The sequence below is a fragment of the Radicibacter daui genome, assembly GCA_030657355.1.
Taxonomy (GTDB): domain Bacteria; phylum Pseudomonadota; class Alphaproteobacteria; order Radicibacterales; family Radicibacteraceae; genus Radicibacter; species Radicibacter daui.
In genome coordinates this window covers 187,549-202,500 of record CP131057.1, presented here as the reverse complement: position 1 = coordinate 202,500, position 14,952 = coordinate 187,549, and the positions used below count along the sequence as shown (strand labels likewise).

10 protein-coding genes are annotated in these 14,952 nt (G+C 64.1%); 5 read left to right on the top strand and 5 right to left on the bottom strand.

The window, feature by feature from the left end; translation table 11 throughout:
- Positions 1 to 550 precede the first annotated feature (550 nt).
- Positions 551 to 1,678, top strand: coding sequence for an AI-2E family transporter (locus tag QTL98_RS20700; protein ID WP_445682724.1), 1,128 nt, complete (start codon positions 551 to 553; stop codon positions 1,676 to 1,678).
- Between the two features lie 4 nt (positions 1,679 to 1,682).
- On the opposite strand, the gene QTL98_RS20695 is transcribed toward QTL98_RS20700, so the two are convergent.
- The 5 genes from QTL98_RS20695 to QTL98_RS20675 form a co-directional block, all read right to left on the bottom strand.
- On the bottom strand, positions 1,683 to 3,002 hold the full coding sequence (locus QTL98_RS20695) for an Hsp70 family protein (protein ID WP_445682723.1): 1,320 nt from the start codon (positions 3,000 to 3,002) through the stop codon (positions 1,683 to 1,685).
- Between the two features lie 118 nt (positions 3,003 to 3,120).
- Positions 3,121 to 4,416, bottom strand: coding sequence for a lytic murein transglycosylase (locus tag QTL98_RS20690; protein ID WP_445682722.1), 1,296 nt, complete (start codon positions 4,414 to 4,416; stop codon positions 3,121 to 3,123).
- Between the two features lie 150 nt (positions 4,417 to 4,566).
- Complete coding sequence (gene glcF / locus QTL98_RS20685; RefSeq protein WP_445682721.1) at positions 4,567 to 5,889, bottom strand: glycolate oxidase subunit GlcF; 1,323 nt, start codon at positions 5,887 to 5,889, stop codon at positions 4,567 to 4,569.
- A 6-nt stretch (positions 5,890 to 5,895) separates the two neighbouring features.
- A complete protein-coding gene (locus QTL98_RS20680; RefSeq protein ID WP_445682720.1) occupies positions 5,896 to 7,110 on the bottom strand; it encodes an FAD-binding protein in 1,215 nt (404 codons plus the stop codon).
- A 5-nt stretch (positions 7,111 to 7,115) separates the two neighbouring features.
- Positions 7,116 to 8,606 (bottom strand): FAD-linked oxidase C-terminal domain-containing protein, encoded by a 1,491-nt coding sequence (locus QTL98_RS20675; protein ID WP_445682719.1) that lies wholly within the window; start codon positions 8,604 to 8,606, stop codon positions 7,116 to 7,118.
- Between the two features lie 161 nt (positions 8,607 to 8,767).
- Between QTL98_RS20675 and QTL98_RS20670 the strand changes: the two genes are divergently transcribed.
- The 4 genes from QTL98_RS20670 (at position 8,768) to QTL98_RS20655 (ending at position 14,950) form a co-directional block, all read left to right on the top strand.
- Positions 8,768 to 9,589, top strand: a complete 822-nt coding sequence (locus QTL98_RS20670; protein WP_445682718.1) for an aldo/keto reductase — start codon at positions 8,768 to 8,770, stop codon at positions 9,587 to 9,589.
- A gap of 347 nt (positions 9,590 to 9,936) precedes the next feature.
- Positions 9,937 to 10,560, top strand: coding sequence for a hypothetical protein (locus QTL98_RS20665; protein ID WP_445682717.1), 624 nt, complete (start codon positions 9,937 to 9,939; stop codon positions 10,558 to 10,560).
- Between the two features lie 37 nt (positions 10,561 to 10,597).
- Positions 10,598 to 12,280 (top strand): methyl-accepting chemotaxis protein, encoded by a 1,683-nt coding sequence (locus QTL98_RS20660; protein WP_445682716.1) that lies wholly within the window; start codon positions 10,598 to 10,600, stop codon positions 12,278 to 12,280.
- 276 nt (positions 12,281 to 12,556) lie between these two features.
- The gene (locus QTL98_RS20655; RefSeq protein WP_445682715.1) at positions 12,557 to 14,950 is read left to right on the top strand and encodes a TonB-dependent siderophore receptor; all 2,394 of its coding nucleotides are present in this window, start codon (positions 12,557 to 12,559) and stop codon (positions 14,948 to 14,950) included.
- The last annotated feature ends 2 nt before the right edge of the window (positions 14,951 to 14,952 follow it).

Below are 14,952 nucleotides of genomic sequence, written 5' to 3'. Positions count from 1 at the left end.
CCCTCTCCGCCCAGAGCAGCGCTCGCCGCGTCCCATGCCCTTAGGGAGGAGGAAGGGCAGCGGGGGCGGCCTCGCCGGAGTGCATCCCCCTGGCCAGAGCGCCGCAAAAGCGGACCGCAGGCTAAAGGGAGAACACTCCGATCCGGGCAGGATCAGGTCAGGGCGTGGTATGCAAGCAGGAGAAGAAGCACGGCCAGGACGGCAACAAGCCAGCGCGGCAGGTGCGCCCCGGCGGGGATCTGGCTGGTGGCGGGCAGGGCCTCGCCCCCGCTGACGCCAAGCGCACCGGGAGGCTGCCGCCCCTCGGGCGGGCCGGCTGTTGGTCTGTGCTGCCTGTTGTTACCGGATCCGGGCATCGGGTGCGCTGTTGCAGGGGTCATACGTTCCGGTCCTCCCCTAGAGCGGCCGGCTTTTTGCCAGCCTTATATCGTTATCTCGCAGTGTCCGGCCCCTTGCGGGGGATTGTCAAATCAACTCGCAGGCGGCTTGATAGGGTCTTCTCCTTGCGCAGCTGCGGCAAAAACCCCATCTGGCGGGCGGAGCCGCAAGGATGCACCGCAGGCAACCGCCGGCGGTGGACGAGATCAGGAAGGCAGCAACACGGGTCATGGAAATCGTAAAGGACTGGTTCCGGCGTCATTTTTCCGACCCCGACGTGATGCTGCTGGCGGTTGTGCTGATTCTGGGCGTGCTGGCTATCCTGTTTCTCGGCCAGACGCTTGCCCCGGTCATCGCTGCCGTCGTTATTGCCTATCTGCTGGATGGCCCCTGCACGCGCCTGCGCCGGCTCGGTCTGCCCAATGTGCTGGCGGTCATTGTGGTCTGGGGCGGTTTTGTGGGCATCGCCGTTGCCGGCATCGTCATCCTCGCCCCGCTGCTCTCCCAGCAGGTAACCCAGCTGGCCGTCACTCTGCCGGACATGACGCAGGCCGCGCAGATGGCGCTGCTCGAGCTGCCGGACAAATATCCCGGCCTTATCAGCCGCGAGCAGCTGGCCGAGGCGCTGCAGTCACTGCGTGCCGATGCGCTTTCCGCCGTGCAGGGTCTGCTGGTCTCGTCGCTCGACCGGCTCTCCAACGCTATGACGGTCATGATCTATGCCGTGCTGGTGCCGGTGATGGTGTTCTTCTTCCTCAAGGACAAGGCGGAGATCCTCACCTGGCTCTCCCGGTTCCTGCCGACGCGGCGCACGCTGGTTAATACCGTGTGGGCGGAAGTGAACCTCAAGACCGGCTCCTATGTGCGCGGCAAGGTGTTTCACATCATCATCATCGCCGTCGTCAGCTGGGCCACCTATGCGGCGCTGGATCTCAAATTTGCCGTGCTGCTCGGCCTCATCACCGGGCTTTCGGTCGTGGTGCCCTATTTCGGCGCCGCCGCGGTGGCGGTGCCGCTGATGCTGGTGGCCTATTTCCAGTTCGGCCTCGACACCCATTTCCTGATCGTGCTCGGCGCCTATGCCGTGCTGCAGGCGCTCGACGGCAATGTGCTGGTGCCGCTCCTGTTCTCCAACGTGGTGAAGCTGCACCCCAATGCCATCATCCTGGCGGTGCTGGTGTTCGGCAGCTTCTGGGGTTTCTGGGGCCTGTTCTTCGCCATTCCGCTGGCAACGGTGGTGCATGCCGTGCTCAACGCCTGGCCGCGCAACCCCGCCCTCATCCTGCCGCCGTCGGGCTGAAGTCTCAGCTCAGGGAAAGGCTGCCATCCAGATCGTCGGCCTGCGCCATCAGCGCAAGGCCGGCGGCGATGGAGGAAAAGCGCTCGGCAAAGGTGAGGCGCTGGGTACCGAAGCGGTCGGCAAAGACCTGCCGGATTGCCGGAATGGACGAACTGCCGCCGGTAAAGAACACGGCATCGATGCCCGCCTCCCCGATGCCGGCATTGGCCAGCGCCTGATCCACCGTTTCCCCGAGGCGGGTTACATCCGGGGCGATCCAGCTTTCAAAATCAGCGCGCGAGATCCTGCGCTCGATCTCCACATCACCGACGGTGAAGCTGAAGGGCGCGCTGTCGGCATCGGAAAGCGCGATCTTGGTCGCCGACACCGCCCGGTGCAGGGCAAAACCCAGATCATCCTCGACAATGCGGATGAAGGCCTGCAGCGGCTCCGGGTCGATTGCCATGCGGGCGAGCTTTACGAGGTCGGCAAGGTCGCGACCATGTTTCATCACCGCCAGCTGGTTCCAGCTGGCAAGCCCGGCGAAGTAGCGGTTGGGCAGCGGCAGCACCGCGCCCATGGAGCGATATTCGCTGCCCTTGCCCAGTTCCGGCGCCACCACCTTGTCGATCAGGCGGGCATCAAAACTGTCACCGGCGATACCGATACCGGCATTACCAAGCGGGGTCGCCTCCAGCCTGCCGTTCCTGCGGGTAAAGCGGATGACCGAAAAGTCGCTGGTACCACCGCCAAAGTCCGCCACCAGGATCGTGGCATCGGCAGCCAGCTGCCGGGCGAAGAAGAAGGCGGCCGCTACCGGCTCATAAACATAACGGGCGTCCGTAATGCCGGCGCTGGCAAAACCGGCGCGGTAACGCTCCATCGCCAGCGCTTCATCCGGGGAGGCGCCGGCAAACCGCACCGGGCGGCCGATGCGCACCGGCGCGCCGGCAAGGGTCGCCGTGCCTTCGGCATGGCGCTGCAGCACGCGCATGAAGGCGGCCAGCAGATCCTCAAAGCGGAAGCGGTCGGAAAAAATGCGGGTTTCCTTGAAACTGCCGCTCGCCGCAAAGCTTTTGAAGGACTGGATGAAACGGTGCGCGGAAAGCCCGTTCAGATATTGCGAGATTGCCCAGGGCCCGGCTTCGACATGCTTGAAATGCTCGCCGCCGGCCACCTCTTCCCAGAAACAGAGCGCGGTCGGAAAAGTCTCCGACACGATCTCGTTATGCTCGAAGGGCAGCACCCTGACATCGCCCGCCGCGTCCGCAAGCGCGATGACAGTGTTTGCCGTGCCGAAATCGATGCCGACCGACAGCGCGCCGGCAGCCTTGGGGCTCACCATGGGGATATCTCTTGGCAGGATGACGGCCGCAGGCCGCAGGGCCGGCGCTTATAGCGGCAAAGGCGGAGGAACGGAACCCTCAAATTTGCCGCCCGGCGCCTCTCCCCTGCCCTCGCCGTCAGCCGCGCGGAACCGGCACCGGAACGGCACCGCTGTTGCCGGTTGCACCGGAGGGCTTGCCGGACTTTGCCGCCGGAGCCGGCGCATTGGGCAGCGACGGTACGGCGGCGCGCAACGCCTGCAGCACATGGCGGGTGGGGATGCCATCATCCGGCTTCAGATGATTGGCGCGCTGGAAGGCCAGCACCGCCTTGCGGGTCTGCCCCCCCATCATGCCGTCAACCTCACCGGGGTCGAAGCCGAGCTTCACCAGCTTCTTCTGCATCTCTTCCAGCTCGCCATTGGTGACCTCAAGGTCATCGGTCGGCTGCAGGTTGGTCAGCGGCGGGCGCCCGACGATGCGGTCGGCTAGATAGGCCACCGTCAGCGCATAGGCATCGGACGCGTTATAGCGGCGGATGGCATCGAAATTATCATAGACGAGAAAGGCCGGGCCTTGCGTGCCCGAAGGGGTCAGCAGCCGCGCTTCCATATTGCCGGTATCCGGCAAATCCAGTCCGCTTGCCCGCACCACGCCCTTGGCCGCCCACTCGCCCATCGGCAGCGTGGTCCCGTCGGAAAGGCCATAGTCGAAATCCGGCGGCACCGTCACTTCGCGGCCCCAGAGATAACCCGGCTGCCAGCCATTTTCCTTGAGGTAGTTGGCGATGGAGGCAAAGACGTCCGCCGGCGAGCCCCAGATATCGGCCTTGCCGTCCTTGTCGAAATCGACGGCATAGGAGATGTAGGCCTGCGGCATGAATTGCGGCTGGCCCATCGCCCCGCCCCAGGAGCCGAGCATGGTCTTGGGGTCGAGGTGGTATTTCTGCACGGCCTGCAGGGCATAGATCAGATGATCGCGCAGCCACTTGTCGGACTGGCGCTGGAAAGCGCGCGTCGCCAGCGCGTCGATCACCGGATAGTTGCCCTGCGCGCGGCCATATCCGCTTTCCATGCCCCAGATGGCGACGATGATCTGCGAGGGCACGCCATAGGTCTTCTCGACCTTGAGCAGCGTATCCTGCCACTGGGCAAGCGCGGCCTGGCCCAGGGCGATGGTGTTGTCGGAGGCATGGCGACCGAGATATTTGGCCAGCGGCTCGATGAATTCGGCCTGGTTGCGGTCGTTCTGCACCACCCGCGGGCGGAAACTCACATTGGCGAGCGTGGCTTTGGCCAGCGCCAGTTTTACGCCGCGATGGGAGGCTTCCACGGCAACGCCGTCGAGCCAGCGCTTGAAATCGGCAGGCTGCTGCGTGGCGGCGCGCACGCCCGGGGCAATGAGAATGAGGCCAAAAAGAATGGCAAAAGCCACTCGCATCATACCATACCGCGCTCGCGCCAACTTCTGCGCTCCCTTCCCGATCAACCGGTGGTCCTTGTGCTGAACGGGCGCCTTCTTACAGGAGATGCGGGGCCTGTACCAGTCCCTCGCCCCTCCCGGCCCGGGCCTTCACACGGGCGCTCAGCCGAGCGCAGCAGGCCGCGGACCCCCGGTTGCCCAGTCCAGCAATTCGACCGTGTGCACCACAGGTGCGGGTGCGCCATCGGCCAGCTGCGCCATGCAGCCGACATTTCCCGTAGCGATGATTTGGGGCCGTGTAGTGGCAATATTGGCAAGTTTGCGCTTTTTGAGCGCCCCGGCGATGTCCGGCTGCAGGATGTTGTAGGTGCCGGCGGAGCCGCAGCACAGATGCCCTTCCGGCACGTCGCTGACGGCAAACCCCGCCTTGCGCAGCAGCGCCTGCGGCTCGGTCTTCAGCTTCTGCCCGTGCTGCATGGAGCAGGCGGAGTGATAGGTAACCTTGAGCCCTTCCGGCAGTTGTCCGGCCTGCGGCGCGATACCCAGCGTGGTCATGAATTCGCTGACATCCTTCGCCAGCGCGGCAATGACGGCAGCCTTGCCGGCATAGGCCGCATCCTCGCGCAGCATGTAGCCGTAGTCCTTGACCGTGGTGCCGCAGCCCGAGGCGGTGATGAGGATGGCGTCCAGCCCCTTGCCGCCGCCGTCCTTCGTCTCAGCCCACCACAGATCGACCATACGCCGGGCCTTTTCCAGCGCTTCATGCTCCCGGCCCATATGGTGGGGCAGCGAGCCGCAGCAGCCGCCAAGCGCTCCGGCATCCGGCATTACCGCCTCCACCCCGTGGCGGGCGAGCAGGCGCAGCGTGGCGGCGTCGATCTGCGGCGCCATCACCGGCTGCACGCAGCCCGGCAGCAGGGCAACGCGGGCCTTGAGCGCGTCGTCGGCCGCATGGGTACCCGGCCGCTCGGCCGCGCCAGGGCTCGGCAGCACTGGTGGTACGAGGCTCAGCAGTGCCTCGATCCGGCGCGGCAGCAGGCGGGCAACGGGCCGACTGAAGAGACGGGCAAACCAGCCGCCGATCAGCGCAAGGCGCAGCACCGGCCGGCGCTGGAGCACAAAGGACAGCACGGCGCGCAGCGCCCGGTCGGCAAAGGGGCGGCGATACTGCTCTTCCACCAGCGCCCGGCCCTGGTCGATCAGGTGCATGTAATTGACGCCCGACGGGCAGGTCGTCATGCAGCTGAGGCAGCTGAGGCAGCGGTCGAGATGGCGCACCGTTTCGCTGTCCGGCGCCCGGCCGGATTCCAGCATGTCCTTCAGCAGATAAATACGCCCGCGCGGGCTATCCAGCTCATCGCCCAGCAGCACATAGGTGGGGCAGGTGGCAGTGCAGAAGCCGCAATGTACGCAGCTGCGCAGGATCTTTTCCGCCTCACGGGTGTTCGGGTCTTCAAGCTGGGCGGCGGTAAATCTTGTCTGCATGATACCTCAGCCCCTCGCCCGCTCGCTGCCCGCAACCATCCGGCCGGGACCCAGCAGATTTTCCGGATCGAAACTGTCCTTGACCCTTGCAGCAAGTGCCGCCAGCGCCGGCGATTGCGGGTGGAACACAGGCACCGCGGCCCGCACCGCTTCCGGTGCGCGTACCAGCGTGGCATGTCCCTCCCCCAGCGCCGCGCGCAGCGGGCCGGCCCCGGCATCGGCAAAACCGGGCGCCACCGCTACCCAGATCAGGCCGCCGCCCCAGTCATAATAACCGCTGACGCCCAGCGCCTGCCTGAGGCGGGCCATCACCTTCGCCCCCTCGGACGGCGCGACGGAAAGGCGCCAGACGGCACTGGCGGCTGGCTCTATCAGTGGGCGCACATCGCGCACCGCCTGCCACAGGGCCTTGCATTCCTCCCCCTCGACCATCCGGCAGGGAGCGACACCGGCGAGTAGTTTTTCCAGCGCCGCCTGCCGGTCGGCGACAGAAACAGCAAAGCCTTCCAGCCGCAGCAGGGTGCGGGAAGCGCCGTCGCTGTAACCGGCAAGCCCCGCCGGCAGATGGGCAGCGCCGCTCACTTCCAGCGCGCTGGTCAGCGCCCGCGTCATGATTTCAATGGCGGTTTGATCGCCGAGGCCTTCCAGCACCAGCGTCACCGCCCGCTCCGGCGCCGGCAGGGTCTTGAGCGTCAGGCTGGTATAAAAGGCAAGCGTCCCGAAAGAGCCGGTCAGCAGCTTGGGCAGGTCATAGCCCGTCACATTCTTGACCACGCGGCTGCCGGTGGTCAGCAGGTCGCCGCGACCGCTTACCGCCTCGATGCCCAGCACATGGTCGCGCGCCGCCCCGGCAAACGGCCGGCGGGGCCCGGAAAGACTGCAGGCAACCACGCCCGCCAGCGTGCCGGCACCGGCTGGCCCGCCGAGGAGCGGGCCCAGATCCATCGGCTCGAAAGCCAGATGCTGGCCGGCCTTGCCCAGCAGCGCCTCCACTTCGGCCAGCGGCATGCCCGCGCCGGCTTTCAGCACCAGCTCTTCCGGTTCATAAAAATCAACCGCCGCCAGCATGCGGGCGGAAAGCTGCCTTGTCGCGGCGACAGGCCGGCCATAGCCACGTTTGCTGCCATGGCCCGTCAGTTCCAGCGGGGTGCGGCTGGCAAGGGCATCCGCCACCGCCTCCACGGCTGAAGCGGCATCCTGCGGTTCCAGAAGGTCGGCCATGTCCGTCAAAATCTCGGCAGCTCGGGATGGGGCAGCGCGCCGTGATGCACATGCATGCGGCCCAGCTCGGCGCAGCGGTGCAGCACCGGAAACACCTTGCCCGGATTGAGCAGATGCTCGGCATCGAAGGCGCATTTGACCCGCAGCTGCTGATTAAGGTCGGTCTCGGAGAACTGCTCCGGCATCAGGTCGCGTTTTTCCACGCCCACGCCATGCTCGCCCGTCAGCACACCGCCGACTTCAACACAGAGACACAGGATATCGGCGCCCAGCGCCTCCGCCGCCTCCAGCTCGCCCGGCTTGTTGGCATCATAAAGAATGAGCGGGTGCAGGTTGCCGTCCCCGGCGTGGAAGACATTGGCGACGCGCAGGCCGTATTTCTGCGAGAGCTCCTGCATGCGCTCCAGCACCAGCGGCAGCTTCTTGCGCGGGATGGTGCCGTCCATGCAGTAATAGTCCGGCGAGATACGCCCGACCGCCGGAAAGGCCGCCTTGCGCCCGGCCCAGAACAGCGCCCGCTCCTCTTCGCTGTTGCTGGTGCGCACGGTGGTGACACCGTGTTTTTCGGCAATCGCACACACGCGGGAGATCAGATAGTCGACTTCGACCGCCGGCCCGTCGAGTTCGCAGATCAGCAGCGCCTCGACATCCAGCGGATAACCGGCATGGACAAAATCCTCCGCCGCCTTGATAGCCGGCCCGTCCATCATCTCAAGGCCCGCCGGGATGATGCCGGAAGCGATGATGTCGGCCACACAGTCCCCCGCGGCAAGGCTGCTGGCAAAACCCATCAGCACCGCGCGTGCCGTCGTGGGTTTGCTGAGGATGCGCACCGTCACTTCCGTAACCACGCCCAGCAACCCCTCGGAGCCGGTGATGAGGCCCAGCAGGTCATACCCCTCGGCATCCAGATGTTTGCCGCCAAGACGCAGGATCTCGCCGGTAATCAGGACGATCTCCACCCCCAGCACATTGTTGGTGGTGAGCCCGTATTTGAGGCAATGCACCCCGCCGGAATTCTCCGCCACATTGCCGCCGATAGAGCAGGCGATCTGGCTTGAGGGGTCGGGTGCGTAATAGAAGCCCCGCCCCTCCACCGCGCGGGTGATGGCAAGGTTGGTGACGCCGGGCTGCGCCGTGACCGTGCGATTGGCATAGTCGATATCGAGCACGCGGTTGAACTTGCCCATGCCCAGCAGCACGGCGTCGGCGAGCGGCAATGAGCCGCCGCTGAGCGACGTGCCCGATCCGCGCGGCACCACGCGCACCCCGTGCTCATGGCAATAGCGCAGCACGGCGGAGACCTGCTGCACGGTTTCCGGCAGCACCACCATCAGCGGGGTCTGGCGATAGGCGGTCAGCGCATCGGATTCATAAGGCTTGAGGGCGGTCGGCACGGTGATCACGCCTTCGCCGGGCACAATGCGGGAAAGCGCGGCGGCAATTTCCTGCCGGCGGCGCAGCACATCGGCATCCGGCTGCGGCATTGCGACCATGATCGTTCTCTCCCCTTGGGGCTTTTGCCCGCCCTTGCCGTTTGTACGCCGGGCCCGCATGCTGCCGGCAAGCGCACAGCATTTAAAAAATGCCGGGCCTTTGAAGAAGATAAGCCGGCTTTCCGCGCTATGGAACCGGCAAGCCGGGGGGACAGCAGAAGATGGAATATTTTGAAGCCGGCGGCGCACGGATGCCCCGCATCGGCCTTGGCACCTACGATATGCATGGCGCCGGCGCTATCGAGGCGGTGCGGTACGGGCTGGAGCTCGGTTACCGCCATGTCGATGCCGCCCGCATGTATGCCAACGAGAAGGATGTCGGCGCCGGCATTGCGGCCAGCGGCGTGCCGCGCGATCAGATCTTCATCACCACCAAGGTCTGGTACACTGAACTTCAGCGCGACAAGCTGCTGCGCTCGGCCGAGGCATCGGTGAAGGATCTCGGCTGCGGCGTCGCCGATCTGCTGCTCATCCACTGGCCGGCACCGGGAATGGCGATTTCTGAGATGGTGGCTTCGGTGAACGATGCCGTCGATGCGGGCCTTGCCCGCCATATCGGCGTCAGCAACTTCACCCCCGCGATGATCCGTGAAGCCCAGGCGGTTACCCGTCACCCGCTGATCACCAACCAGGTCGAGTTTCACCCCTTCTTTCGGCAGGAGCCGCTGCGCGCCCTGCTGGCGGAAAAGGGCATGGCACTTACCGCCTACCAGCCGCTGGCCCGCGGGGCCACGCAAGGCAATCCGGTGCTGGAAGAGATCGGCCGGGCCCATGGCAAAACCGCGTCCCAGGTGGCGCTGCGCTGGCTAACCCAGCAGGATAATGTGCTGGCGATCCCCAAATCCGCCACCCCTGCCCGCATCCGCGAAAATCTTGAGATTTTCGACTTCCGCCTCAGCGCGGATGAAATGGCCCGCATTGCCGCCCTCGGCCGCGACGATGGCCGGCGTATCGATGCGCCTTTCCCGTTCAAGTGGGATTGACTGGTAGGTTTCACATCTTCTCATAGGGTAATTGTAAAGAGGCCGGGGCTCACGCCGCCGGCCTTCTTGCCATTCTTCACGATGCTTAACCGGCACATCGTCAGGGGCAGGCGTATCTTTGGGAGTGAGGCGCGCACCCGGCCTTACCGGCTCAAAGGTGCGCAATCTCTCGCGTTTGTGCCCGGCATCCGCCTTCTTGCAAACCTGCCGTTCCGGCAGAACCAGGACATTCCGTCTACTTCCTTCGCATAAGCAGGCAGACAGCCCTCTGGTCAGATAGACGCTCCGCCGGTGGGCGTACGAGTATGGTCACGAACAATTTGTCCCGCTTTTTAGGAAGATTGAAAATGATGCGCTGGAGCAAGGTCGCCGCGAAGGGTCTGCTGGGTGCCGCCGCCATCAGCCTTTCGACATCCCTCACCGCCTGGGCCGATCCGCCGCCGGCCCCACCCGTCTCGCTGATCGACAAGCCGGTGATGGATCAGATTGCCGGCGTGCTGGCCAATCCGGTCGTCCCGCTGATGATCAATGCGCAAAACCAGCTGCGTTCCGGCATTACCCAGGCGCAGATCGATACGCTGGACAAGAGCTGGGTTGCCGAGCGCAAGCAGGACAAGCAGCCGCTGATCGCCCGCACCCTCTCCAACCCGCTTTCCAGCTATCTGTTGCAAACGCAGGCCGGCTCGCTCGGCCTCTTCCACGAGATTTTCATCGTCGACAATAACGGCCTCAATGTCGGGCAGAGCGACATCACCTCCGACTACTGGCAGGGCGACGAAGCCAAGTTCCAGAAGACCTACCCCTTCGGCCCCGGCACCGTCTTCATCGACGAGCCCGAATATGACGAGGACAACAAGGCCTGGTTCGTCCAGGTCGACCTGACCCTGACCGATCCCGCCACGCAGAAGGCCATCGGGGCCGCCGTGTTCGAGATCAACCTGACCGAACTCGCCCGCCGCCGTTCCGTCTGAGCGACGCCACAATCATAAAAGATCGGAGGGAAGTGCCATGAAGCTCTTCCGCAACATGCCCATCAGCCGCAAGATCCTGGCCTGCTTCGTCCTGATGATGGCGGTAATGGCAACAGTTGGCGCCGTCACCATGGCCCAGCTGCGCAACATGGACGCCACCGCCCAGTCCTATGAGCGTAATGCCACTCTCAACGCCCAGCTGGATGGTATCACCCGCGATATCGGCGCCGCCCGCACCAGCCTGATGAGCTTCCTCATCACCGGCGAACTCTCCGATCTCGAGAACTTCCAGAAGGTCGAGGGCAATATCGGCGACAAGCTCAAGAGCTTCGGCGATGCCGTCAGCGGCACCGGTTTTGCCACGCAGGCAAGCGATCTTTCCGCCGCTCTCAGCAGCTGGTTTACCGACGCCGCCGACCCGCAGGTAGCCGCCATGCAGCGGCCGGAGACGGTCAACTACGCCCGCGCACTGGAAATTGCCGGTCCGTCAAAAAAAATGATGGTGAAGGTCAGCCAGCTGAGCGGCGCCCTCAGCACTTCGTTTGCCGAAGCAACTGCCGCGCTGCGCCAGCAGCAGAATGAAGCCAGCGATGTCGCGTCCCAGGTCATCGTCGGCGGCATCGTGCTGCTGTTTGCCCTCGCGTTGCTCTTCTTCTTCGTGCTGTCCGGCGCCGTTGCCAAACCCATCCGCCTGATGACGGCCGCCATGCACAAGCTCGCCGACGGCGATACCGAATTCACCATCCCCGGTGCCGATCGCGGCGACGAGATTGGCGATATGGCGGGCGCCGTCATCGTCTTTCGCGACAACAAGCTGACGGCTGATCGCCTCTCCGCCGAAGCCGAAGCCAGCCGCCAGCAGCGCGAGGCCCGTGCCCGCAAGGTCGAGAGCCTGACGCAGGAGTTCGATGGCAAGGTCCAGTCGATGCTGGCCGAGGTCAACAAGGCCGGCGGTTCGCTGGAAGGGATTGCCGACCTGCTCGCCCATCAGGCGACCGAAACCAACAACCAGGCCTCGCAGGCCAACCGTGCCGCAGAACAGGCCTCCGCCAATGTGCAGATGGTGGCAGCCGCCGCCCGCGAGCTGACAGCCTCCATCGAGGAGATCTCGCGTCAGGTCCAGGCCCAGTCGACGGTCGCTTCTACCGCCGTCTCCGAGGCGCGGCAGAGCGAAGAGCAGGTGCATGCCCTCGTCCAGTCCGCCCAGCAGATCGGCGAAGTGATCGAGCTCATCACCTCGATCGCCGAGCAAACCAACCTGCTGGCCCTCAACGCCACGATTGAAGCCGCGCGCGCTGGCGAGGCCGGCAAGGGCTTTGCGGTGGTGGCGCAGGAAGTGAAGTCCCTCGCCAGCCAGACCGGCCGCGCCACCGAAAGCATCGCCGCCCAGGTCCGCTCCATCCAGGAAAAGACCCAGACGACGGTGGGCGCCATCACCCGCATCGGCCAGAGCATCGGCCAGATGAACGAGATCGCCGGCGCCGTGGCTGCCGCGGTGGAAGAGCAGAGCGCCGCCACCAACGAAATCGGCCGCAATGTCGAGCAGGCTGCCGTTGGCACCCAGGGCGTCTCGGACAATATCGCCGCCCTGTCCAAGGTGGCGGATGTTTCCCGGCGCTCGTCGGACGATGTGCAGCATGCAACCGCCGATCTCAGCAACGAGGCAGCCAGCCTCGGCAGCCTCATCAAGCGCTTCCTCGAAGATATGCGCGCCGCCTGACACATAACCATATAGAACAACCGGGTCCGGCCTTATGGCCGGACCTACTTTTTTCGGGGCGCCATACCTTCCGGCACTGCCGGCCGGGGCATAATCAGAAATAAATTCATTTCCGACGTCAGGAGAAGGCGCCCTCCCCGCTCTTAGTTACCAGCGCATAAAAATGATAATGCGCCGCATTTGCATATCTATCGAGTGGGGAACGGTATGTATCGGTTGAAAGTTGGGAAAGCGGCACGGTCCGGCTTGATGGCGCTGGCACTGACAGGGGCGTCGTTGACAGCGCTGACCACGGCCCTGGCAACACCGCCCGCCGAAGCGCAGACAGCCCCCAGACTGTCTATCCCGCAGGGGTCGCTTGAAGAGGCACTGCTGGCGCTTGGCCGTCAGGCCAATCTCCACATCCTCTATCCCAGCAACCTGACCGAAGGCAAACAGGTCGCTGCCCTTTCCGGCACCATGAGCGTGAAGACCGCCCTCGATCACCTGCTGGCCGGAAGCGGGCTTGCCTACAGTATTGCCCCGGATGGATCGGTCACCATTTTCGCCCGGCCTGACAATGCCGCAGCCACCCTCGAGCCGGTGGTCGTGACCGCCTCCCGGACGACAGACCAGGACCAGGGATTCGTCCCGTCCGGCACGAGCACAGGCATGAAAAACGATGCCAGCCTGCTGGAAATACCGCAATCGGTCAGCGTCGTTACCCAGGAAGAGCTCAAGCAGCGCGGAGTGACGAACTTCAACGACGCCGTTTCCTATTCACCGGGGATCCGCGCCGTTGATTATCCGGGCGGCCAGGGCATGCCGCGCCTTTACATGCGTGGTTTCCGCAGCCAGAGCCAGCGCGCCTATTATCGCGACGGCCTGCGCAACGGCTTCAATCCTTACGACAGCGACATCGAACCTTACGCCCTCGAAGAATTCAACATCCTCAAGGGTCCATCCTCGACGCTTTATGGCGATGCTATGCCGGGCGGGCTGGTGGATACCCGCACCAAACGCCCGACGGCAGAGCCCCTGCACGAGGTGCAGTTGCAATACGGCTCCTATAATCGCAAGCAGGTCGGCTTCGACCTCGCCGGTCCGGCGAACGAAGACGACACCGTGCTCTATCGTTTCACCGGCCTCTATCGCAACAGCGACACCCAGATCAACTATTCACCCGACGATTCCATCTATCTCGCACCGTCCGTCACCTTCAAGCCCGACGACGACACCAGCCTGACCATCCTGACCAGCTATTCCAAGGTTACCAAAGGCGGTTCGGAGCAGAGCCTGCCGATTGCCAACTCGCTCTATTCCTCCGGCACGAAAATTCCAGACGACTTCTTTATCGGCGCCCCGGGAGTAAGCGAGTGGGAGGCTGAAAGCGCCTCCTTCGGTTACGAGTTCAAGCAGGCCTTCGCCCGGAACTGGGAGTTCCAGCAGAACCTGCGCTACACCTACACCGACCTTGATTACACATCCGCCTTCGACGCCAACAACGCGGCCGTCAATGCCGACGACACCATTTCGGTCATGCTGCAGAAGCGCCCGCGTGTGTCGAACTCGGTCATGCTCGACAACAATGTCACCACCGATTTCAAGACCGGGCCCATCGATCATGATGTGCTGGCGGGGCTGAATTACGGCTACTACCGGATACAGGAAACCCGCGCGAACAGCAGCATCAACAATATCAGCATCATCAACCCTGATTATGACGTCAGCTATACCTTCGCCGGCCCCCAATCCAACGATCTCGACACCATCAACCAGATCGGCCTCTACGGGCAGGACCAGCTTGGCTTTGACAGCTGGCTGCTGACGCTCGGCGGACGGTATGACTGGGTGGAAACCAAGACCAACGACTATTATTCCAAGACCATCTATGCCGGCCTCGTCGACGGCAAGCACGTAACCCAGCGCGATGGCGAGTTCTCGGGCCGTATCGGCCTCTCCTATCTTTTTGACAACGGCATCACGCCCTATGTCAGCTACGGCACATCTTTTGAGCCCGCAGTGGGCACTACAGCGGGCGGCACCCAGTTCGAACCCACAACCGGCCAGCAATATGAGGTCGGCCTGAAATACGAGCCGGCTGGTTGGAACGGATTCTTCTCGGCAGCCCTGTTCGACCTGACGCAGCAAAACGTCACCACCTCAGACCCCGACAACCCCGGTTATTCGATCCAGACCGGCGAAATCCAGTCGCAGGGGCTTGAGCTGGAGGCCAAGACCCAGCTGTGGGACGGCTGGAACCTGGCCGCCAGCTACACCTATACCGATGCCCGCGTCACCAAGGACAACGCAAACACCAGCGGGTACAGCAAGGTCGGCACGCAGGCAGACTCTGTGCCCTATCACATGGCCTCGGCCTGGCTGAATTACGACTTCGAGGGTGACCTGCGCGGCTTCAGCGCCGGATCAGGTGTCCGTTATGTCGGCAGTTCCTATACCGTCATGAGCAGCACCACCGGCGAACAAACGGAAATCCCGGGCTATACCCTGCTGGATGCCTCGGTCTCCTATGATCTTGGCGAGCTCGGGCCACAGTTCACCGGCACCTCGGTCCAGCTCAGCGGCACCAACCTGCTCGACAAGGAATATTATACACCGGGCTTCTATTCGAACTCGGTCTTTGCCGGCAAGCGCCGCACGGTCCTGGCAACCTTGACCTATCGCTGGTAATG